This window comes from Microbacterium sp. NPDC055988, assembly GCF_042269505.1.
GTDB lineage: Bacteria > Actinomycetota > Actinomycetes > Actinomycetales > Microbacteriaceae > Microbacterium.
Genome location: NZ_JBHJXY010000001.1, coordinates 1,668,921 through 1,689,035, shown reverse-complemented (window position 1 = coordinate 1,689,035; position 20,115 = coordinate 1,668,921). Strand labels below are relative to the sequence as shown.

At 69.2% G+C, this 20,115-nt stretch carries 18 protein-coding genes; 7 read left to right on the top strand and 11 right to left on the bottom strand.

Annotation, left to right across the window (positions count from 1 at the left end):
* Nucleotides 1-5: 5 nt before the first annotated feature.
* The 9 genes from ACFC14_RS08200 to ACFC14_RS08160 are packed head-to-tail and all read right to left on the bottom strand — an operon-like array spanning nt 6 to nt 7,307.
* Nucleotides 6-683, bottom strand: a complete 678-nt coding sequence (locus ACFC14_RS08200; RefSeq protein WP_376102807.1) for a substrate-binding domain-containing protein — start codon at nt 681-683, stop codon at nt 6-8.
* The gene (locus ACFC14_RS08195) at nt 680-1,318 is read right to left on the bottom strand and encodes a class II aldolase/adducin family protein (protein WP_376102804.1); all 639 of its coding nucleotides are present in this window, start codon (nt 1,316-1,318) and stop codon (nt 680-682) included. Before ACFC14_RS08195 ends, ACFC14_RS08200 begins: the two co-directional genes overlap by 4 nt.
* On the bottom strand, nt 1,315-2,541 hold the full coding sequence (gene otnK / locus ACFC14_RS08190) for a 3-oxo-tetronate kinase (protein ID WP_376102802.1): 1,227 nt from the start codon (nt 2,539-2,541) through the stop codon (nt 1,315-1,317). The genes ACFC14_RS08195 and otnK overlap by 4 nt, the downstream gene beginning before the upstream one ends.
* A complete protein-coding gene (locus tag ACFC14_RS08185; RefSeq protein WP_376102800.1) occupies nt 2,538-3,206 on the bottom strand; it encodes a hypothetical protein in 669 nt (222 codons plus the stop codon). The genes otnK and ACFC14_RS08185 overlap by 4 nt, the downstream gene beginning before the upstream one ends.
* On the bottom strand, nt 3,203-4,009 hold the full coding sequence (locus ACFC14_RS08180) for a hydroxypyruvate isomerase family protein (protein WP_376102797.1): 807 nt from the start codon (nt 4,007-4,009) through the stop codon (nt 3,203-3,205). Before ACFC14_RS08180 ends, ACFC14_RS08185 begins: the two co-directional genes overlap by 4 nt.
* Nucleotides 4,006-4,995: a phosphoglycerate dehydrogenase gene (locus ACFC14_RS08175; RefSeq protein ID WP_376102794.1), complete on the bottom strand. Its 990-nt coding sequence runs from the start codon at nt 4,993-4,995 to the stop codon at nt 4,006-4,008. Before ACFC14_RS08175 ends, ACFC14_RS08180 begins: the two co-directional genes overlap by 4 nt.
* On the bottom strand, nt 4,992-5,777 hold the full coding sequence (locus ACFC14_RS08170; RefSeq protein ID WP_376102792.1) for an NAD-dependent epimerase/dehydratase family protein: 786 nt from the start codon (nt 5,775-5,777) through the stop codon (nt 4,992-4,994). Before ACFC14_RS08170 ends, ACFC14_RS08175 begins: the two co-directional genes overlap by 4 nt.
* A gap of 27 nt (nt 5,778-5,804) precedes the next feature.
* Nucleotides 5,805-6,599 carry an MBL fold metallo-hydrolase gene (locus tag ACFC14_RS08165; protein ID WP_376102789.1) on the bottom strand — a complete coding sequence of 265 codons (795 nt, stop codon included), beginning with the start codon at nt 6,597-6,599 and terminating at the stop codon, nt 5,805-5,807.
* Nucleotides 6,600-6,644: 45 nt separating this feature from the next.
* Nucleotides 6,645-7,307: a GntR family transcriptional regulator gene (locus ACFC14_RS08160; protein WP_240745007.1), complete on the bottom strand. Its 663-nt coding sequence runs from the start codon at nt 7,305-7,307 to the stop codon at nt 6,645-6,647.
* 204 nt (nt 7,308-7,511) lie between these two features.
* Here ACFC14_RS08160 and ACFC14_RS08155 point away from each other — a divergent pair, with 204 nt between their 5' ends.
* Together ACFC14_RS08155 and ACFC14_RS08150 are read left to right on the top strand one after the other, a co-directional pair.
* The gene (locus ACFC14_RS08155) at nt 7,512-8,351 is read left to right on the top strand and encodes a DUF4097 family beta strand repeat-containing protein (RefSeq protein WP_136041097.1); all 840 of its coding nucleotides are present in this window, start codon (nt 7,512-7,514) and stop codon (nt 8,349-8,351) included.
* Nucleotides 8,348-8,974: a PadR family transcriptional regulator gene (locus ACFC14_RS08150; protein ID WP_136041098.1), complete on the top strand. Its 627-nt coding sequence runs from the start codon at nt 8,348-8,350 to the stop codon at nt 8,972-8,974. Before ACFC14_RS08155 ends, ACFC14_RS08150 begins: the two co-directional genes overlap by 4 nt.
* Nucleotides 8,975-9,036: 62 nt before the next feature.
* On the opposite strand, the gene ACFC14_RS08145 is transcribed toward ACFC14_RS08150, so the two are convergent.
* The gene (locus ACFC14_RS08145) at nt 9,037-9,582 is read right to left on the bottom strand and encodes a universal stress protein (protein WP_376102785.1); all 546 of its coding nucleotides are present in this window, start codon (nt 9,580-9,582) and stop codon (nt 9,037-9,039) included.
* A gap of 150 nt (nt 9,583-9,732) precedes the next feature.
* Between ACFC14_RS08145 and ACFC14_RS08140 the strand changes: the two genes are divergently transcribed.
* The 5 genes from ACFC14_RS08140 (at nt 9,733) to ACFC14_RS08120 (ending at nt 14,356) form a co-directional block, all read left to right on the top strand.
* Entirely contained in the window at nt 9,733-9,918 is a 186-nt protein-coding gene (locus ACFC14_RS08140; protein ID WP_029263716.1) for a DUF3073 domain-containing protein, read from the top strand.
* 130 nt (nt 9,919-10,048) lie between these two features.
* Nucleotides 10,049-10,867: an MOSC domain-containing protein gene (locus ACFC14_RS08135; RefSeq protein ID WP_376102783.1), complete on the top strand. Its 819-nt coding sequence runs from the start codon at nt 10,049-10,051 to the stop codon at nt 10,865-10,867.
* A 190-nt stretch (nt 10,868-11,057) separates the two neighbouring features.
* Entirely contained in the window at nt 11,058-12,371 is a 1,314-nt protein-coding gene (locus tag ACFC14_RS08130; protein WP_376102780.1) for an ABC transporter substrate-binding protein, read from the top strand.
* 90 nt (nt 12,372-12,461) lie between these two features.
* Complete coding sequence (locus ACFC14_RS08125; protein WP_376102777.1) at nt 12,462-13,439, top strand: carbohydrate ABC transporter permease; 978 nt, start codon at nt 12,462-12,464, stop codon at nt 13,437-13,439.
* Nucleotides 13,436-14,356 (top strand): carbohydrate ABC transporter permease, encoded by a 921-nt coding sequence (locus ACFC14_RS08120; RefSeq protein ID WP_376102774.1) that lies wholly within the window; start codon nt 13,436-13,438, stop codon nt 14,354-14,356. Before ACFC14_RS08125 ends, ACFC14_RS08120 begins: the two co-directional genes overlap by 4 nt.
* A gap of 511 nt (nt 14,357-14,867) precedes the next feature.
* On the opposite strand, the gene ACFC14_RS08115 is transcribed toward ACFC14_RS08120, so the two are convergent.
* A complete protein-coding gene (locus ACFC14_RS08115) occupies nt 14,868-20,051 on the bottom strand; it encodes an endo-alpha-N-acetylgalactosaminidase family protein (RefSeq protein ID WP_376102772.1) in 5,184 nt (1,727 codons plus the stop codon).
* Between the last annotated feature and the right edge of the window lie 64 nt (nt 20,052-20,115).

Sequence of the window (20,115 nt, the reverse complement as noted above, 5' to 3'; positions counted from 1 at the left end):
GGGGATCAGGGACGCGACAGCCCGAACGCGGCGAACGCGTCCTGCGTCGACTTCTCGGTCAGGAGGGTGACGAATCGCGCAGCGGCATCCCCGGCACCGGGGCGCGCGCCGATCGCGAACCGTCCATAGGACTGCAGTTCGTGCGGGATCGGTTCGACGATCTGCGGGCCGACGACCGAACGCAGCTCGCTGACCTGCTGGACCGCGACATCGGCCCGACCGTCGAGCAGCGCTTCCACGGTGAGACCCGACTCGCAGCGAACGGCACGCTCATCGATGCGCTCGAGAAGCTCGCGCTCCCGAAGCACCTTCATGAAGTGCACGCCGCTCGCTCCACTCAGCGTGTACGCGACGGACCGCGCGGCGAGCAGGTAGTCGAGGAACGCCGCCGCCGAGTCGTCAGCTGGTCCGGGTGTGCCGTCGAGCCGTGCGAATCCCACGGACGACACCGCGATCTCGGCGACGTGGGCGGGGTCCACCAGCCCCCTCTCGGCGAGGTCGGTCACCGACGACGAGACCCCGAGCACCAGGTCGGGCCGCTCCCCCGCCGCGATGCGGTCGAGCAGCACGGTCGTGGGCTCGAACGTCGCGTCGACGCGGGCACCCGTGGCGCTCTCGAACGCCGGGATGATCTGCTCGACGAGGGGTTTCTTCACGACGAGGCCGCTGTACAGGGTGATCACGAGGGAGTCCTTTCGGAGGGCACTGCGAACGACTGCAGCTGCGCGGGGGTGAGCGGGGCCGTGGCGAGACCGCGGGTGAGGAAGAACAGCTGCGCGGTGTGCTCGAGCTCTTCCAGGGCATCCACCGCCGAATCCAGATCGACGCCGGCGACGACGGGACCGTGATTGCGCAGCAGCAGAGCGTGCGTCACGCGGGCGGCATCCTCCACGGCGGTGGTCGCGGCCCGATCGCCCGGGGCGAAGTACGGAAGCATCCGCAGCGTTCCGACACGCATGCCGTAGTAGGCGGTGAGGGGCGGGATCGGCTCCTCGGCATCGACATCGGCCAGACACGACACGGCGGCGGCGTAAACCGAGTGGGTGTGCACGACCGCGTTGAGGTCCGGACGCACCCGTAGCATCGCGACGTGCAGGAACGCCTCCTTCGTCGGCTTCGGGCCATCGATGTGCGTGCCGTCGAGAGCCACCACCGACAGTTGGTCCGCCTCGATGTCGGCGAGGCTGATGCCCGTCGGCGTGAGCAGGACGCGGTCGCCGTCCCGCACCGCGAGGTTGCCGGTGCGGCCATGAGTGAGACCGCGGCGGTGGATCGAGTGCGCGACGCGTTCGATCGCGCGGCGGGTGGCGGCACTCATGCGGCGAGCCCCTGCCGAGCGACGTCCACGAACAGCTCCTCATCGCCGAAGTTGCCGGACTTGAGGATCAGGTGCACGTCGCGCCGCTCGTCGTGGATCCACGGCGCACCCGGCGCGACCTCCTCGCCCACGACGGCGACGGTGGTGCCGAGCGCGCGGATGACCTCGCCCGAGGTCTCGCCGCCGGCGATGAGCATGCGCTTCACCCCGCGATCCGACAGCTGGGCGGCGATGAGGCCCGCCGTCCGCTCGTACAGCTCGCCGGCGCCCGGCACATCGTCGCGACGCTCCGAGGCGGGGCTGGAGGAGTAGATGAGGGCGGCCGCATCGGCGGGCTGCTCGTCCCACCACTCCACGGCTCGTGCGGCCAACTGCTCGGCCGTGTCATCGGGTGCGGCCGCGACCCGATAGGCGGGGCTCCCGGAGGAGACGAAGCGATCGATCTGCTCGAGGGTGCGCCGCGAACAGCTGCCCGCGATGATCGCGGTACGACCCGTCGGCGGCACCGGGGCCGCTGTGCCACCCGCCGTCTCCCGCAGCGCGATGGCTCCGACGAGGCCGGCGGATCCTGCGACGAGCGCGTCGCCGTCGACGGCCTCGGCGAGGGCGGCGAGGTCGGCATCGGTGACGGCATCCGCCACCACCTGGAGAGCACCGTCGGCGCGAGCCCGGCGCAGCGTCTCACGCACGGCATCGGCACCCCGCTGCACCACGTCGAGAGGCAGCGCCGTGACCGGCTCCGCGCTCTGCGCCGCGAGCAGCCGCACGACCGAGGAGTCGCGCATGGGCGTCACCGGGTGATCGCGCATATGGGTCTCGGCGAGCAGTGTGTCGCCGACGAAGAGGTGACCGCGATACACGGTGCGACCGTGCAGGGGCGCGGCCGGGGTCGTCACGACCAGGTCGGCGCCGAGCTCGCGGGCGACCGCCTCGGTGATCGGTCCGATGTTGCCCTCGGCGGTGGAGTCGAAGGTCGAGCAGTACTTGACATAGATGCGGTCGGCTCCCCGCTCTCGCAGCACCGCGAGCGCGGCGAGGCTCTGCGCGACCGCCTCCGCGGCGGGAAGCGAGCGCGTCTTCAGGCCGATGACGACGGCGTCGGCCGAGACCGCGGTGTCGTCGATGTCCGCGCCGAGGGCCAGGAGGGTGCGCAGACCGGCACGGCGGAGCGCCGCGGCGACATCCGTGGCGCCGGTCACGTCGTCGGCGATGACGCCGATCATCGAGGATCCTCCCGGAGCGCCGCGGTCAGCCGACGCGCGGCTGCGGCGGGTCCGTCCAGCACCGCGACGCCGAAGCGATCCGCGAGGGACGCGGCAGCGGCGGCGAGCGAATACTGGGCGAGCACGATCAGGTCGTAGGGCTCGTCGACATCGGCGATCGCGGTGGCGAGGGCGTCGATCAGGTCCGGCGCAGCCAGCGGGACGGCCGCCGCGGGGACCACGAGCGGGTGCACCTGCGCCGACGATCCGCTCGCGACGAAGGCGTCGGTCAGACGCGCCGTGCTGTCGCTCGCCGACGACTCGAGCGACGCGACCAGCAGCACCCGCGCGGGGGCGGCCGCGACGGCCTCGGCGAACAGCGGCCCGTCGGCGGACAGCACGGTGACGCCGTCGGCCTCGCGATCACGCCGGTCGGCGCGGCTCCCGAACTGCGAACAGGTGAGCAGCACGCCGTCCGCTCCCCCGGCGAGGGCCAGCTCGATGAGGCCGTCCATGCGCGCGGCCAGCGGCGCGGTGATGCCGCCCTCGACGTGCGCGTCGGCGAGCAGACGATCGTCGAGCAGGTTCCACACGGTCGCCGTGGGGACGGCAGCGGTGATCGCCGTCGCGGCCGGGGCGATCGCCAGCGGGGTGGCGCTGATGAGCGCGATCTTCGGGTCGGTCATCGGATGATCCTCTCGATCCAGGAGAGCCCGTCGCGGGTGCCCGCGACGGGGGCGTACTCGCAGCCGATCCACCCGGGATAGCCGCTCTGCGCGATGCGGGCGAGCACGCGCTCGTAGGCGATCTCGCCGGTGCCGGGCTCGCCGCGACCGGGGTTGTCGGCGATCTGCACGTGCGCGACCACGGGACGCAGCTGCTCGAACCGTTCGATGAGGTTCCCGCGGTCGACCTGCGCGTGATAGACGTCGAACAGCACGCCGACGCCCTCCGGATCGACCTCCAGCGCGACCGCCGCCGCGGTCTCCATGGAAGCCAGGCCGTAGCCGGGCTGATCGCGCTTGTTGATGGCCTCCAGCGCCAGGCGCACACCCGTCCCGCGCGCCTGCTCGGCGGCCCAGGAGATGTTCGACACGTACGTCGCGTACGCCGCGTCCGCCTCGGCATCCGCGGGCTTGATCCCGGCCATCGCATGCACCACACCGGCGCCCAGGACCTGCGCGTACTCCAGCGCGCGCAGCACGCCGTCGCGGAACTCCTGCTCCGCTCCGGGAACGTACGCCGCGCCCGAGGCGGTGGGCGAGCCCGGTGCGCCGGCGGGGGTGTTGATGAGGATCTGCGTCAGGCCCGCGTCATCCAGCAACCGCCGCACCTCCGCGGGAGCGAGCTCATACGGCGAAGCGAACTCCACGGCCGTGAACCCGGCCTCGGCCGCCGCGTCGAACCGCTCGGCGAACGGCACCTCGGTGAACATCCACTTCAGGTTGGCGGCAAGGCGCACCGGCCCCGACGACGTCTCGACGATCATGCCGACACCGCGTCGTAGTCGGGGTTGACCACGAACTCCGGCGCTGCACCGCCCAGAGCGGCGATCACGTTGCGGGCCGCCATCCGGCCCGACTCGCCGCGTGCCTCGCGGGTCGCACCGGCGACGTGCGTCGTGGCGAGGATGCCGGGGGTGTGCAGGAGCGGGCTCGACGCGCCCAGAGGCTCGTCGGCGAAGACGTCGAGCGCGGCGGCAGCGATGCGCCCCTCACGCACCGCGTCCACCAGCGCGTCCTCATCGACGATCCCCCCGCGGGCGGTGTTGATGAGCACCGCATCGCTCTTCATCAGCGCCAGTCGGGAGGCGTCGATGAGGTTCCGCGTGGATTCGTCGAGGAAGAGGTGCAGGGTCACGAAGTCGGCCTCGCGCAGCAGGTCGTCCAGATCGAGACGACGGATGCCGTGGGCCGCAGCGAAGTCCTCGTCGAAGTACGGGTCGTAGGCGACGATGTGCATTCCGAACCCGGCAGCGATCGCGGCGACCGCCTTGCCGATCGAGCCCAGGCCGAGGATTCCGAGGGTCGACCCCTGCAGCTCTCGTCCGGTGAGCTGCTGCCACGTGCCCGCGGCCAGGTTGCTCACGTTCTCGGGGATACGGCGGGCGCACGCCAGCGCCAGGGCGAAGACATGCTCGGCGACGGCCTGTCGGTTGGCGCCGGGCGTGACGCACACGGGCACCTGACGTGCGGTCGCGGCGTTGACGTCGACGCTGTCGTACCCGACGCCGGTGCGCACGACGATCCGCAGCGCGTCGGCGAGCGCGAACTCCTCCTCGCCCAGCGGCCGCGTACCGGCGATGATCGCGCGTGCTCCGGCGAGCGCGCTGGCCCGGTCGTCGGCGTCGAGCGTGGCCAGTTCGGGCTCGTGCCGCGTCGTGAGGCCGGCGTCGCGCAGCATCCGATCGACCTCGTCGCCGGGCTCGAGGAATGCGGTGGTGATCAGCACGTCGTGGGAATCGGTCTTCGTCACCAGATCCCTCCTTCATAGTCGGGGGCGGCGAATGCGCCGCCGTGCAGGGTGGGTGCGGGGGCGCTGAAGTCCACCGCGTCGGTGTGGTCGGCAGCGTCGTCGCGGGGCACGTAGCCGATGGCCGCCCAGCCCGCGTCGCCGTTCCACCAGCGCTCGGTGTTGGCCGAGCAGCCGTAGACGACCTGGCAGCCCACAGGAGCGCTCTCGATCGCGCAGCGGAAGAGTTCGATGCCGTCGCGCCAGCTGAGCCAGAGGGCGAGCTGACGCCGGTCCTCGGGCGCGGGGCGGAAGGTGCCGATGCGCACGAGCACCGACTCGATCCCCCACTTGTCGTGGTAGAGGCTGGCGAGGGCTTCGCCGAACGCCTTCGACACCCCATAGAAGGTGTCGGGGCGCAGCGGTGCGCTCTCGTCCAAGACCTCGCTGGCGGGGTGGAAGCCGACGACGTGGTTCGAGCTGGCGTAGACGACGCGACGCACACCGGCCCGTCGCGCGGCCTCGTACACGTGGTAGGTCCCGTCGATGTTGACGCTGCGGATGCTGTCGTACGGAGCCTCATCGGCGATGCCACCGAGGTGCACGATGACGTCGACGCCTTCGGCAGCCGCGGTGAGGGCATCCAGGTCGCCGAGGTCGCCGACCACCACCTGCTCCCCGGGGAAGAGCGGCTCGTCGGCGTCGGAGCGCGCGAACAGCACGACACGGTCGTAGCGGGAGGCGAGTCCTTCGCGGATCACGCGGCCCATCCGTCCGGTCCCGCCGGTGTACAGCACTGTCGTCATCGTCATCCTCTCCTTCGGCATCGGCGCTCAGCCGATGCTGCGGTCCTCTTCGCCCGTCGAGGCGTCGGCGAAGAACCCGATCTCGGCCCGCTGGGGGCGCTGACGCCGGGCGGTGCGTCCGTCCCAGCGCAGCTCCACATCGTGCCCGGGAACGAGCGCGGCCCCGGTGTCGGTCAGCAGCGAGCGCAACACGTCGATCGTCGCGGTACTGGCCTCGGCGTCCAGCGTGGAATCGACCCGCCCGGAGGCGAGCTCGTACACGTTCTTCACCGCGTCGCCCGCGAACACACGCTTCTCCTGCGCACGGTCGAGATAGAACGCGAGGTGATGCGGGGTGTGCCCGGCGCTGTCGATGGCGTGGACACCCGGGAGCACCTCCTGCCCGGCCGCCATGCGCTCGACGCGGTCGGTGCGTCGGAGCAGTTCCTGCACGTGCAGGTCGGGGATGAACGGGGTGCCCGCAGGCTGATCCGCTGCCCAACGCAGCTCCTTCTCACCGACCCAGGTGGTCGCGTGGGCGAACATGGGGAAGTTCGAGACGTGGTCCCAGTGCATGTGGGTCAGCAGCACGTCGGTCACGTCGTCCGTCGTCAGTCCGAGACGCTCGAGGCCCGCGTGGATGAGGGGGATGTACGCAGGCTGGCCGGCATCGATGAGCACCCGGCGCACGCCGTCGTCGAGAAGCCACAGGCTGCTCCAGCCGAAAGCCCCGTGCGAACTCGACTTTCCGGGGAAGCCCTCGACGAGCGGGCGCGCGATGTACCCCGACGATCCGGCTGATCCGACCGTCGGCGTCGACTGGGGTCCCTCGTTCTGCGCCATCACAAAAAATAGTATAGCGCAAAACCGGGCACCCGGCGGAGGGAATCAGCCCTCGAGAAGCCTCTGGGTCGCACCGATGATGTGGTGGCGCATCGCTTCGGCAGCACCGTCGGCGTCGCCGGCCACGATCGCCTCATAGACCGCATCGTGCTCCGGTGCCGCACTGACGGCGCCCGTGCGGCCGAACTTCGAGAACAGCCGGAACCGTTGGATCTGCCCGCCGAGCGCGGCGTACGACATCTCCAGGAAGGCATTGCCGGACTGCGCCGCGATCATCATGTGGAAGCGCGCGTCGCTGCGCCAATAGAGGTCGAAGCCCTCGGTCTCGGTGTCGGCGACCTCGGCCGAGCGGCGGAAGTCCTCGACCGCCTCACGCAGCCCCTCCAGGAACTCCGGCGTCGTGCGCAGTGCGGCCTCGTACGCGAGACGGGGCTCCAGCAGCACGCGGGCCTCCCCCAGTTGCTCCACCTCTTCGCGCGTCATGACCGGGGCCACCTGGTAGCCGCGCAACGCCTCGCGCTGGACGAGCCCGGTGTGCTCCAGGCGCGCGAGCGCCTCACGCAGCGGGGTCTGGCTGACGTCCAGCTCGCGCGACAGGGCTCCGATGTTCAGGCTCTGCCCTGCCGCCCGCTCTCCCGACATGAACTGATGCAGCAGCACCTCGTACATTCGGTCGGCGATGGGCTGCTTCGTCGATCGCCCGGCCACGTTTTCTCCCCTCGAAGTCCTTCCGTCGAAGACTACCGGTCGGCCCCGCGGGCCCCGGACGGACGCGCGGCCGCCGCATTGACGACCTCCTCTCCCATGAGGGATTCGTTCGAACTTCACGCGGAGGCTTGACAACATCGAGATATATCGTGTTACGCTGGCCACACACGATATATCGTGACCCTACACACAGGAGAAGCACACATGACCGAGAAGTGGCTCATCGCCCCGGGCGAGGAACGCGTCATCGACATCGAGTCCGTCACCCGCCTCAAGGTGGGCCTCGTCGGAGGACAGGTCGACATCATCGCCCACGACGAACCGGGCATCCGCATCGAGGTGCACGGCGTCACCACCAAAGACCTCCGCATCGAGTCCCACGACGGCGAGGTCGAGATCGACCACCCGCAGCTGGGCTGGGACAACTTCCTCGAGGTCTTCCGCAACTTCGGCTCCGGCGGCCCCCGCGCCGAGGTGAGCGTCGCAGTCCCCCGCTCGATCGCCCTCAACCTCGGCGTCGTCAGCGCCGGCGCCCTCGTCTCGGGCATCCGCAACGACGCCCGCCTCAACACCGTCTCCGGCGACATCATCGTCGACACCCTGATCGGCGACCTCACGGTCAACTCGGTCTCGGGCGACGTGCAGGTGCGCGGCCTCACGGGCTCGATCAACGCGAACAGCGTCTCGGGCGACGTGGCCGTCACGGGTGCCGTGCGCAAGGCGACCGTCGACATCGTCTCGGGCTCCACCCTCGTGGATGCTGCGGGAGATGTGAACACCATCAACATCAACTCCGTCTCGGGCGGCACCACGGTGCGCCTCGACGAGTCGCTGGCCGCCAACTACGTCGTCCGCTCCCTCAGCGGTCGGCTGCTGATCGACGGCGTCGAGCGCAGCACCTCCGGCCCCAGCAACTACACCGGCACGAAGGGCGAGCTCTCGGGACGATTCGTCGACCTGCGCGCGAACTCCGTCTCCGGCGGCGTCACCGTCCTCCGCCGCACGCCGGCCTCGATCACGGAAGACGAGGAGTGGGAAGCATGAGCCCCGCCGTCTTCTCTCACGGCGACCTGCGCCTGTACCTGCTGTCTCTCCTCGCCGAGGCGCCGCAGCACGGCTACGGCATCATCCAGTCGCTGACCGATCGCACCGGCGGCACCTACACGCCGAGCGCCGGCACCATCTATCCCCGCCTCGCGAAGCTCGAGGAGGAGGGTCTGGTGACCAAGACCGTCGACGGCCGCACCACCATCTACGCGATCACCGAGGCCGGTCGGGCGGAGCTCGCGTCGCGCGAGGGCGACCTCGCCGGCATCGAGGCGGGTCTCACCGATTCGGTGCGACTGATCGCGAGCGAGGTCCGACAGAGCGTCCAGGACGCGATGAAGAGCCTCCGCGCCGATCTCGCCGCTGCCGAGAAGGGTGAGCGCACCGCGGCCAAGAACCGCCCGCGCACGGCGGGAGACGACTCCCGGCTCCTCAGTCGCGAGGAGATGCACCGGGCGGATGCCGTCATCAACGCGTTCCGCGCCCGGGTGCGCACCGACCTGCGCACGCACCTCGCGAAGGGCGGCACGCTGTCTCCGTCGGTCGTGACCGAGCTGGAGGATGCGCTCGACAACGCGGCCCGGGGAGTCACGGTCTCCCTGAGCAGCTCCGGATCCTGAACACGCAGAGGGCCCCGTCGGCGAACAGCCGACGGGGCCCTCTGCTGTTGCGCGTTCGCCCTCTAGGACTCCGGCCAGATCTCCTTCTGCTCATCCGGCACCGACTCGCCGAGCGGCACGACCAGGATCGAGCGATGCTGCCGGTGCGCGAGCCGCGCTGCGACCGAACCCGTGAAGAACTCGCGGATCGATTCGCCGATGCCGCGCTTGCGGGTGCCGACGACGATGAGCGATGAATCCAGCTTGTTGGCGAGCTGCTTGATCGCGAGCGCCGGGTCGCCGACGAGCTGACGCGCCGTCCAGGTGACGTCCACCCCCGCCAGGATCTTCGCGGCAGACGCCTCGACCGCCTCGAACTCGGCGGCACCCGCGTCGAAGTTGATGTCGATCGGGGCCGAGTGCACGTAGCCGTCGGGGTCCTCGTAGGTGACGAACCGCGTGACGTCCACGTGCGCGACGACGAGAGGCGCGTTCAGCAATCGCGCGTAGCGCACGGCCTCGTGGATCACATGGGGATCCTGGTCCAGCTGCATGCCGACGATGACGGCCTTCTGCAGCGCCGCGTTCTGTGCGGCTTCGTCGGACGGAGTGGGAGTGTTGTCGGTCATGAAGATCGTTTCCCTTCACCAGACTGGCCTCGGCCAGTGCATCTTCCCCGCGTGCTATTCTGAATGCTACTCTTACCGGCTTCGCGCCGGTGTCGTGAAATGCCCCGGGCCTCAAACACCCGCGGCTTAACTCGTGAGGGGGTCTCGCGCATGGGCCGTGGCCGTCAGAAGGCGAAACACACCAAGATCGCCCGCGAACTCAAGGCGTACAGTCCGTCGGTGAACTACTCCGCGCTCGAGCGCGAGCTGGCTCACCCGACCGACGAAGACGCATACGTCGACAAGTGGGCCGATGAGTACGAAGACGAAGACGAGGACGAGCTAGAGAAGGCCTGACCGCCCGCTCTGCCTCGTGACACCCGCACACCACGTGCGGGTGTTTCGTCGTGTCCGGATGCGAATCCCCGTCGAGACGCCGAACCCTCATTCGTCGCGAGTGGACATCAGCAGCTGAGAGGATCTCCTCATGGCCCGTGTCGTCGCACTGTACCGCCACCCGATCAAAGGGCTCACTCCCGAGCGTCGGGACGCGTTGACCGTGCAGCCGGACGGCAGGGTCGCCGCCGACCGCGTCCTGGCCTTCCGCTTCGCGAATGCCACGGAACCCGAGGACCGAGACGGCCTCGACTACTGGCCGAAGTCCCAGGGGCTCGCACTGCAGGACTTCCCCGCACTCGCCGCGTTGCGCACGAGCTACGACGACGACACGCGGCGAATCCGCATCGAGCACGGCGACAGCGTTCTCGTGGAGGCGTCGATAGATGACGACGGGCGCGGCAAGCTGGCGGAGGCCGTCACCGACTTCGTCCTCGGCACCCCGGAGGGGCGACGCCTCCGACGCCCCGGGCGCCTCCCGCTCGCGCTCGTGGGGGACGGCGAGACCTCCAGGTTTCAGGATCGCCCCCGCGGCTACGTGTCGGTGCACGGCCGAAGCAGCGTTCATGCATTGGGTGACGCCCTCGGGATGCACGTCGATGACCGACGGTTCCGCTCCAACGTCGTGATCGACGACGTCGGCCCGTGGAGCGAACTCGACTGGAGCGGAGAGGTGCGCATCGGAGACCTGCGCTTCCGAGCGGCCGGTCCCATCGTGCGCTGTCTCGCGACCCACGCGAACCCCGACACCGGGGTGCGGGACGCCAAGGTGCTCACCACCCTCACCGGAGCACTCGCACAGCAGGAGCCGACCCTCGGACAGCTCCTGCTTCCCGGGTGGGAGCCTTCGGACGGCGGCGTCGTGCAGGGTGGCGTGATCCGCATCGACGACGAGGTCCACGCGTACTGACCTTCTCGGGACCCGTGCACAGGAATGTCAGCGCTCTCTTGAGCCGACTCATTTTCGGCTCAGTCCTGCCTGGCCCAGGCTTGTGAGCGCAAACATTTTCTGATTTGATGTGCATGTGATCGATGATGCCTCGGCGTCAGGCCCCCGCCCAGGGCGATCCGCAGAACATGACCTCAAAGAGGAGAACAGCATGGCAATCACCCCTCGCTTCACCCGTACCGCCGCGATCGTCGCGGTCGGCGCGGTGTCGGCCTTCGGCCTCGCAGCCTGCTCGACCGGCGATTCCGGCGACAGCGGCGCCGGCAGCGAACCCGTCACGATCGAGTACCTGCACCGTCTGCCCGACGGCGAGGGCATGACCCCCGTCGCCGAGATCGTCGACCGCTGGAACGCCGATCACCCCGACATCCAGGTGAAGGCCACGAAGTTCGACGGCAAGTCGAGCGACATGATCCTCAAGCTCGAGACCGACGTGAAGGCCGGCAACGGCCCCTGCCTCGCGCAGACCGGCTACTCGGAAGTGCCGCAGCTGTTCGTCAAGGGACTGCTGCAGGATGTCGCGGACGAGGCCAAGAAGTACGAAGACGACTTCTCCGCCGGAGCGTTCAGCGGCATGAAGGTCGGCGACGCCATCGTCGGCCTCCCGCAGGATACCGGCCCCCTCGTCTACTTCTACAACGAGGCCGAGTTCACGGCACTGGGCCTCGACGCGCCGAAGACGCTCGACGACCTCACGGCCGACTCCGCCGCGGCGGCCGCTGCCGGCAAGTACGTCACCGCCTTCACGCCCGATGAAGCGCAGAACTGGCTCTCCGCCCAGTCGGCAGCCGCCGGCGACACCTGGTTCGGCACCGCCGGCGATGAGTGGAAGGTCGACGCCGAGGGCGCGGGGTCCGAGCGCGTGGCCGCCTTCTGGCAGGGCCTCCTCGACGGCAAGCAGACTCTCGCGACCGAGCGCTGGGGCGAAGGCTTCACCGCAGCGCTCAACGACGGCAGCCTCATCGGTCACGTCGGGGCCGCGTGGGAGGCCGGGTTCCTCCTCGACTCCCTCGACGGCACGCCGGCCGAGGGGCAGTGGCGCGTCGCCCAGCTCCCCGACTTCGGTGCAGGCGCCATGAGCGGCCCCGACGGCGGCTCCGGCGTCTCGGTCTTGAAGGGCTGCGAACACCCCGCCGAGGCCATGGAGTTCAATGACTGGCTCAACACGCAGGTCGACGACCTCGCCTCGCAGGGACTCGTCGTCGCCGCCAAGGGCGACGTGGAGACCCCCGAGAAGATGCTTCGCCAGTTCGGCGGTCAGGATGTGCTCGCCGAGCTCGGCACGGCCACCGAGAACCTGAACCCGGACTTCCCGTACGCACCGGGCTTCTCGACGCTGTCCAAGATGAACGAGACCGCCGCGGCCGCCGTCGCCGGCACCGCATCGGTCGCCGACATCTTCACGACGGCCCAGGAGACGGCGGTCGCCTCGCTGGATGACCTCGGCCTCCCGGTCGCGAAGTGAGCGCACGAGAAGGCATCATCGGATGATCGACGGCGGAGTGCACGTGCAATCGTGCACTCCGCCGTCGTCTTGAGATCGAGAGGCGACACCATGGTCACAGTGACCGAAACGCGAGGGACGGCACCGGCGCCGACACCGCGCACCCCCGCGGACCCCGCCCGCCGACGCCGGTTCGGGACCCGACGCGAAGGGCTCACGGGGTGGTTGTTCATGACGCCGTTCGCCGTGCTGTTCGTGGTCGTCTTCCTGGTGCCGATCATCGTGTCGATCCGCTCGTCATTCTTCGCGCAGGTGCCGGCAGGTGACGGACTCTACGGCGGCGGCGAGCTCGTCGACACGTTCGTCGGCATCGAGAACTTCGTCACCGCGGCGACCAACGGCGCATTCTGGACCGGGATGGGGCGAGTCGTCCTCTACGCCGCGCTGCAGATCCCGGTGATGATCCTCGTCGCGCTCGGCCTGGCGCTGCTGCTGGACTCCTTCATCGTGCGCCGGCCCGCGGCCTTCCGTCTCTCCTTCTTCCTGCCGTTCGCGGTGCCCGGCATCATCGCGGCGATGATGTGGCTCTACCTCTACACACCGGCGGTCTCGCCCTTCCTCCCCTATCTCCCGGAGGGCACGGACCTCATGGCGCCGGGGACGATCCTGTTCTCGATGGCCAACATGACCACGTGGACGTACACCGGCTACAACATGCTCATCTTCCTGTCGGCCCTGCAGGCGGTGCCGCGCGACCTCTATGAAGCGGCTCGCCTCGACGGAGCATCCGGATTCCAGATCTCGATGCGCATCAAGGTGCCCCTGGTGCGGGGAGCAGCACTCCTCGCGGTGCTGCTGTCGATCATCGGCACGATCCAGCTGTTCAACGAGCCGGTGGTGCTGCAGGCCGCGAACTCGTGGATGGGTAAGGACTTCACCCCGATGATGCTCACCTACAACACGATGATGGGCGAGATCTCGCCGTCGGGCAGCGGCCCGGCATCCGCATACTCCCTGCTCATGGCTCTGATCGCGGGCGTACTCGCGATCGTCTACGCGCTGCTGCAGCGCCGAAAGGGCGACGCATGACCACCACACGCCTCATCACCACCGAGGCATCCCCGCGCCGGCGCCCCCGCCGCGCGCCCGACGTGGATGCTCCGCCGCCCTCGATCGCGCCCACCCCAGTCGCCCGCGCGTTCGGCATCATCGCGCTGGTCATCGCGACGCTGTACTTCCTGGTGCCGGTCTATTGGCTCATCGTCGCATCGACCAAGAACAACGCAGACCTCACGTCGACGTTCGGCTTCTGGTTCGCCGAGTGGAACCTCGACACCAACTACGACAGCCTGATGGGCTGGACCCAGGGGCTGTTCTGGCGCTGGGTGGGCAACTCCCTGCTGTACTCCGTGAGCGCGGGGGTCATCGGCACTCTGTTCGCAGTGATGGCCGGCTACGCGATCGCGAAGTTCGCCTTCCCCGGCAAGCGCATCGCCGTGGGCGTGATCATGGCGGGACTCCTGCTCCCCGTGGCACTGCTGACCGTCCCGCTGTACATCGAGTTCCACGCGCTCGGGTTGACGAACACGATATGGGCGATCATCATCCCCTCGGCGGTGTCGCCCTTCGGAGTGTTCCTCGGCATGGTCTACGCGCAGTCATCCGTTCCGACCGAGCTGCTCGAGGCCGCCCGCATCGACGGCGCCGGCGAGGGACGCATCTTCTTCACGATCGTGCTGCGGCTGCTGGGACCCGCGATGGTGACCATCTTCCTGTTCATCTTCGTCGCCACCTGGAACAACTTCCTGCTGCCGCTCATGATGATCTCGAGCCAGGATCTGAAGCCGGTGACGCTCGGCCTCTACGGCATGGTCAGCTACTTCGCTCCCGACAAGGGTGCCGTCATGCTCGGCGCCCTGCTCGGCGTGATCCCCCTCATCCTGCTGTTCTTCTCTCTGCAGAAGTACTGGCGCTCCGGCCTCGCCGCGGGTGCAGTGAAGGGCTGATCCTCCCCCGCCGTCGCCCCATCCCGTCCGCCCTCAGCACCATGCTGAGGGCGGACTTCTGCGTGAGCGTGCGTGCATGGTTCGCGAGTGGCATGGTTCGCGAGTGGCATGGTTCGCGAGTGGCATGGTTCGCGAGTGCACGGGTTGGTCGCAAGTGCACGGGTTGCTCACGTCGCTGAGCCGTGCACTCGGCAGCAAGCCGTGCACTCGGGAAGAGATGAGCGGGAGCGCGATGGCGCACGCAGCGACGGCTTCGCGAGTGGGATGGTTCGCGAGTGCACGGGTTGCTCACGAACGCACGGGTTGCTCACGTCGCTGAGCCGTGCACTCGGCAGCAAGCCGTGCACTCGGGAAGAAGTGAGCGGCGCTAGGACGGACACGAGGGGCGAGAGGCGGGGGACGTGGATGCAGAGGGCGGACAGCAGGCGGGCGGATGCAGCGGGCGGATGCAGGAGGCGGACAGCACGACGGCCCGGAGGAGACTCCTCCGGGCCGTCGTGCGTCGGCGGGATCAGCTCAGGCGGCGTCTCCGCAGCCAGAGGACCAGGCCGAGAGCGACCGCGGCCAGACCGACCGCTGCCGCCCCGGCCCAGAGCGCTCCGTCGGCACCGGTCGTGGCGAGGTCGCCCCGGCTGCCTTCCGCGCCCGCCGTGACCGCGAGGTCCGCGCGCGCCAGTTCCGCACCCTGCGCATCCGTCGCGACGAGAGCGTGCGCCCCCGCCGGTGTCGCCGCGGGAATCGTCACCGTGGCCACGGCGTCGCCCGCAGCCGACGTCGTCACCTCGCCGATGCGCACCGGCTCGGAATGCAGCCAGAGCTGAACCAGCGCGTCGGGGTCGAAGCCGCTCAGCTGCACGGTCAGGCTCGCTCCGGCCGCGACCGAGCCGATGGATGCCGTGATGCGCGCATCCTTCCCGGGCTTTGCCTTCTTGACCTTCAGCGCCGCACTCGCGAGCTCGACGCCCGCCGAGTCCTGCACGATCACCCGGTGCTTCCCGACCGAGGCATCGGCCGGGATCAGCAGTCGCGTCGTCAAGGCGCCCTTCGCATCGACCGCGGCATCCGTCAGCTTCTCGCCGTCGAGCCAGACCGAGACCGTCGACCGCGGCGCGAAGCCCGTGAGCTCCATGCCGACCGTCTCGCCGGCCCGCACCGAGTCGGCGTCGAGTCCGAGCTTCGGATCCGTCACCGGGTTGCACTCGCTCAGGTCGTCCGTCGGACGCGCCTCGGGGGCGTGACCTTCCTGCGGAGCAGAAGAGCCGTACACGGCCATCTCGGCGACGGCGGCGAACTGCGTGCCCGAGATCGACGAGGTGGCCATCACCCGGATGTAGCGGGCCGTGGTCTCCGCGAAGTCCACGTCCTGCCACTCGGCGACGTTCTTCCATTCGCCCGTCGCGACGGGGGTGTACGCCTGACCGTCGGTCGACACCGCGACCTCGTAGCCCTTGATCGGACCGTTCTGGTTGGCCCCACGGCGCAGGTACGAGATGCCGTCGACCTGCTCCGCGTCACCGAGGTCGAACGTCAGCACGTGCGGGTACGACGTCGCGGCCGAACTCCACCGGCTGTGCCAGAACGACCCGGCGTCGCCGTCGAGCATGTTCGCGGCCGCACCGTCTTCGCCCGAGGTCTCCTCGGAGTTCGCCGACGCGGTGATCTGCGCGTTGGGGATGCGGGCCCGCGAGGACACCGACACCTCCTGGGTCGTGCCGACCGTGCGCACATCGCAGTCCGCGAGGTACGTCGCCGCGATCCCGATGCCGACCGTCGTACCGGCAGCCTCCGCCGGCGCGGTGACCAGCCACGTGGTCTGCACGCTGTCGCCGGCCGCGACCTCATCGAACAGGTTCGAGGAGTCGTCGGCGACCTCGACCGCGTAGCCTTCCGGCACCTCGAGCTGCACGCCGATGTTCTCGACCGCGATGGGCTCGCTGTTGGTGAAGGTGGTGGTGAATGCGGTCTGGGCGCCGGGGCTCAAGACGCCGGCTTCGCCGGACACGGTCGCACAGGGAGTGCCGCCGGTCGTTGGGCCGAGATCGGTGACGGTGAAGTCGTCGAGCACGAAGTCCACGTCCGGCCCGCCGACCCGCTCGAGGCCCACCCAGGTGTAGTCACCGCATCCGACGATCACATCCTGCGAGAACTCCGTCGTCTCCAGCGCCTGCGTGATTCCGGTGCGGCTGAGCGTGGTCGAGGTGATCTTGCCACCCGCCACGGCATCCGTCCCGGTGAGCCAGCGGTACGCCCCGCTCGCGCCGACCTGGTAGTCGAAGCCGATGCGGTAGGAGTGCCCCGCCTGCAGCGGCACGAGCGTCGGGTCGGTGCGGTAGACAACGCCGTTGTTCTCGGAGTGCGACATGAGCGAGTGCTCGCCGGTCAGGGTGGTGTCCACCGCCAGCCCGGCGAGTGGACCCGCATCGAACGGCTTGGCGGTGTTGCGCCAGTCGCTGCTCGCGTACGGATCGTGACGACGCGAGATGCTGGTGCGCGGATCGTCGATGCCGTTGGCGTCGCCCTTCACGAACGGGCCCCAGCCCGCCTCGTTGCCCTCGAAGTCGTTCGAGTACACCGTGCCGGCCGCGAACGGCGACGTGGTGTCGGCCGAGACGCGGGCGTTGTCGATGCGGACCTTCGCGTCACCCGCGGCAGCACCGACCGAGACCGTGACCTCGCCGGATGCCGGAGCCAGGAACGACGTCGAACCGCGCTGGTAGTACTGACCTGCCTTGGAATCCGCGCGCATGTAGTTGTAGGTCGGCGAGAGGTTCCAGGTGCGGGTCACCGCACCGGAGCCGGTGTCGACCGAGACGCTCACGTCGCGGGTCGCGGTGGGGTCGATCTGCACCTGCGCGGAGAACGCGTACCGCTGGCCGGGGTTAAGCCCGGCCACGGTCTGCGAGATCGACGATGCGGATGCTCCGAACACGGCGATGTTGTCGCCGCGGGACTCGTTCTTCGCGCTGCCCAGGTCGGTGCGCTCGATCGTCACATCGCCCTTCGGGTGCCAGACATCGAGCGAACCGGAGTTGAACCCCGGGTCGTCGAGGCCGGCATCGTGATACTCGACGGCAGCGCGCTGCGCGCCACCCTGCGGCACCACGACGTAGGCCGTGCCCTTGTCGCCACTGAGAGTGAGCTCGCCACCCGTCGCGTTGACAGTGCCGACCTTGACGCGCCCCTGGTCACCGAGTTCGAAGAGGTCGAAGGCGGTGTTTCCACGGAAGGCCCCGGTGAGACCGAACGTCTTCTCGCCGCCCGATGCGGAGTAGAAGTACATCTTGTCGGCGTCGACCGGCGAGCCGGCATCCTCATTCGACTCCAGCGACTGCCACGGCAGCAGGTACGAGTCGCCGCGCAGCACCGTCGCCCCCTCCATCGTGACGACCCTGGTGCTTCCGTCCATGCGCACCGCGACATCGTCGGTCAGCGTCGCCTCGGCTCCCGCCTCGTAGGTGAGCAGGTCGAAGTGCTGCAGGAACTTGGTCGGCAGGCTCTGCTTCCAGATGTTGTCGACGAAGCCGTCCCAGTTGCGGTTGCCGACCCAGCCCTCGGCGTCGATCAGCCGCTGCTGGCCGAGCAGGGCGTCGTCGTTCCAGACGTCCGCCTGTCCGTTCTGGATGAAGCGCACCATGGTGGAGTTGATGCCCTTGTTGTCCTTGCCGCCGTAGGCGAGGTCGTTCGGCCAGTGCGACCAGACCGTGCTGTCGACGAACTTGTCGCCCCACTCGGTCGCGACCTCGAGGTCCATGCCGTTCAGCTCGTCCGCGAGCTCTTCGGCGACCCAGCCGTTGGAGTAGTACACGTCGATGTAGACGCCGCTGAGGCCGGGCACCTCGTCGCGCAGCTGCTGGAAGCGGTCGAGCACACGCCCGGTACCGAGGTCGGTCTGCTGGTTGATGTAGTACGACTGGTCGAGCCAGTTCCAGCCCGGCTTGTAGGGTGCCGTGCCGTCGAGGATCGCCGAGTCGAAGGCGTTCGCCTGCGGGTAGATCTCGGTGGCGTTCACGTGCACGCTCATGTCGGCGTTGAGCTTCGCGCCCTCGTCGACGAGGGTGTTCAGGTCGGCGAGCCCACCGGCGCGCTCGTTGTAGTTCCCGCCGTAGTCGGTGTTCGCCGAGTCATGGCCCTCGCTGCCGTAGCCCTTGTTGAGCACCCACTGGCCGAGGCCGTCGGTCTGGTTCGCGATGCGCTTGGTGTTGTCGAGCACCAGGTCGAAGTAGTTGGTCGCGCTGGAGGCGAAGTTGAACGGGATGCGGCTGACGACGCGCTCGGCGACGCGATCAGCTCCGAGCCGCGGGGTGTCGACCTCGCGGTAGCGGATCGCGGCATCCTGCCAGTCGACCGCGGAGTCGTCGTTGCGGTCAGCGGTGAAGAGCACCGTCACCCGGGGCAGCGCGAACGTCTTCACACGATCGTCGACCGCGGTGGTCGGGTGGATCAGCCAGGTGTTGGAGCCGATCTCGGCCGTGCGCCCTGCCGCCTCGGTGACGCGGGTGGTGAGGCGGGTGTTCCAGGAGGCGGTTCCCCCGGAGGCCTGCGTGGTCGCGTTGGTGATGACGCTGCCGACGAGCGTGCCGTTTCCGAGGAACGCGAAGGCCGCGCCCTTCTGGCCGACGGCCGTCGACCCGTTCACGGCGATGTGCTCGTCGGCGTTCTTCGTGCTGTCGGGGCTGATCACGGTGCGGTCGAGGACCGATCCGGCATCCGCCGCGCTCGAGGAGAGGAACGCGTTGTCGGGCAGACCGAGGGTGTTCACGGCGGCCGATCCCTCGACGCCGGTGACCTCGAACTCGACCGTCCCCTCGTCGGTGACGCGGATGGTGCTCTGCACCGTGACGTCGATCCCGTCGAGCACCGAGACATAGTCGACTCCGGATGCCGACGCGGTCGCTGTGGTCGCCGCGGCGTAGGCGGTGCCGTTGACGGCCCACTTCTCGGATGACGTGCGCTGTCCGCCGAACGTCGTGCTGCCGATGCGGTAGCCGGTGATCTGCGGGAAGGCCTTCGCCACGGTCGCGGTCGTCCCGCCCCGGGTGATCTCGATCGTCTCGCCCGCCGAGGGGTTCTCGGGTTCGGTGAGGATCGGCGGAAGCTCCTCGTCCGAGAGGATCTCGATCTCGCCCGCACCCCCACCGGTCGTTCCCTGTGCGTCGATCACGAGCAGGGCCACGTAGCGGCCGTCCTTCGCGGCGTCGAGCGCGATGCGCTGCTTCTCGTCGTTCGCGGTCGGGGCGTGCAGGGTCGCCGTGGCGGAGGCCGATCCCCAGCCGCCGTCCGCCGGGGAGGTGAGAGCGACGGCGGCGTCGTCGGTCACGTAGACCTCGACCGTCTTCGCCGCGACGCTCTGCCCGCGCTTCACCGAGTAGTCGAGCGCCTTCACCGAGAGCGACCGCTGCAGGTCGACGGAGATCCAGTGCGGGAACGGCGCGTTCACGGAGTACCGCGAGGTCCACTGCGTGCCGAAGTCACCGTCGAACGCCCCGAGCGCCGTGCCGTCGAGCGACGGCGGTGCCGGATACGGATCGGATTCGCTCGACACCGCATGCAGGCGATAGTCGGACTTGGGCACGGGGATGAGGTCGGCGGCCTGCGCGGAGGGCGCCTGGGCGAACACACCGCCGAACGCGAGCGCGGTCGCCAGCAGCGAGCTGACGGCGACGGCGGTGCGGGGCGGTCGGGAAGGTTTCGACACGTCTTGCCTCTCGAGCGGAGCGAAGCCCGGGAGAACAGACGCCCCGATGCGTCGCAGATGGATG

Excerpts from the sequence above, each read along its gene's own strand:
- ACFC14_RS08195 (WP_376102804.1), bottom strand. The coding sequence starts at position 1,318 with ATGAGTGCCGCCACCCGCCGCGCGATCGAACGCGTCGCGCACTCGATC.
- otnK (WP_376102802.1), bottom strand. The coding sequence starts at position 2,541 with ATGATCGGCGTCATCGCCGACGACGTGACCGGCGCCACGGATGTCGCC.
- ACFC14_RS08185 (WP_376102800.1), bottom strand. The coding sequence starts at position 3,206 with ATGACCGACCCGAAGATCGCGCTCATCAGCGCCACCCCGCTGGCGATC.
- ACFC14_RS08180 (WP_376102797.1), bottom strand. The coding sequence starts at position 4,009 with ATGATCGTCGAGACGTCGTCGGGGCCGGTGCGCCTTGCCGCCAACCTG.
- ACFC14_RS08170 (WP_376102792.1), bottom strand. The coding sequence starts at position 5,777 with ATGACGACAGTGCTGTACACCGGCGGGACCGGACGGATGGGCCGCGTG.
- ACFC14_RS08165 (WP_376102789.1), bottom strand. The coding sequence starts at position 6,599 with ATGGCGCAGAACGAGGGACCCCAGTCGACGCCGACGGTCGGATCAGCC.
- ACFC14_RS08155 (WP_136041097.1), top strand. The coding sequence starts at position 7,512 with ATGACCGAGAAGTGGCTCATCGCCCCGGGCGAGGAACGCGTCATCGAC.
- ACFC14_RS08150 (WP_136041098.1), top strand. The coding sequence starts at position 8,348 with ATGAGCCCCGCCGTCTTCTCTCACGGCGACCTGCGCCTGTACCTGCTG.
- ACFC14_RS08145 (WP_376102785.1), bottom strand. The coding sequence starts at position 9,582 with ATGACCGACAACACTCCCACTCCGTCCGACGAAGCCGCACAGAACGCG.
- ACFC14_RS08140 (WP_029263716.1), top strand. The coding sequence starts at position 9,733 with ATGGGCCGTGGCCGTCAGAAGGCGAAACACACCAAGATCGCCCGCGAA.
- ACFC14_RS08135 (WP_376102783.1), top strand. The coding sequence starts at position 10,049 with ATGGCCCGTGTCGTCGCACTGTACCGCCACCCGATCAAAGGGCTCACT.
- ACFC14_RS08130 (WP_376102780.1), top strand. The coding sequence starts at position 11,058 with ATGGCAATCACCCCTCGCTTCACCCGTACCGCCGCGATCGTCGCGGTC.
- ACFC14_RS08125 (WP_376102777.1), top strand. The coding sequence starts at position 12,462 with ATGGTCACAGTGACCGAAACGCGAGGGACGGCACCGGCGCCGACACCG.
- ACFC14_RS08120 (WP_376102774.1), top strand. The coding sequence starts at position 13,436 with ATGACCACCACACGCCTCATCACCACCGAGGCATCCCCGCGCCGGCGC.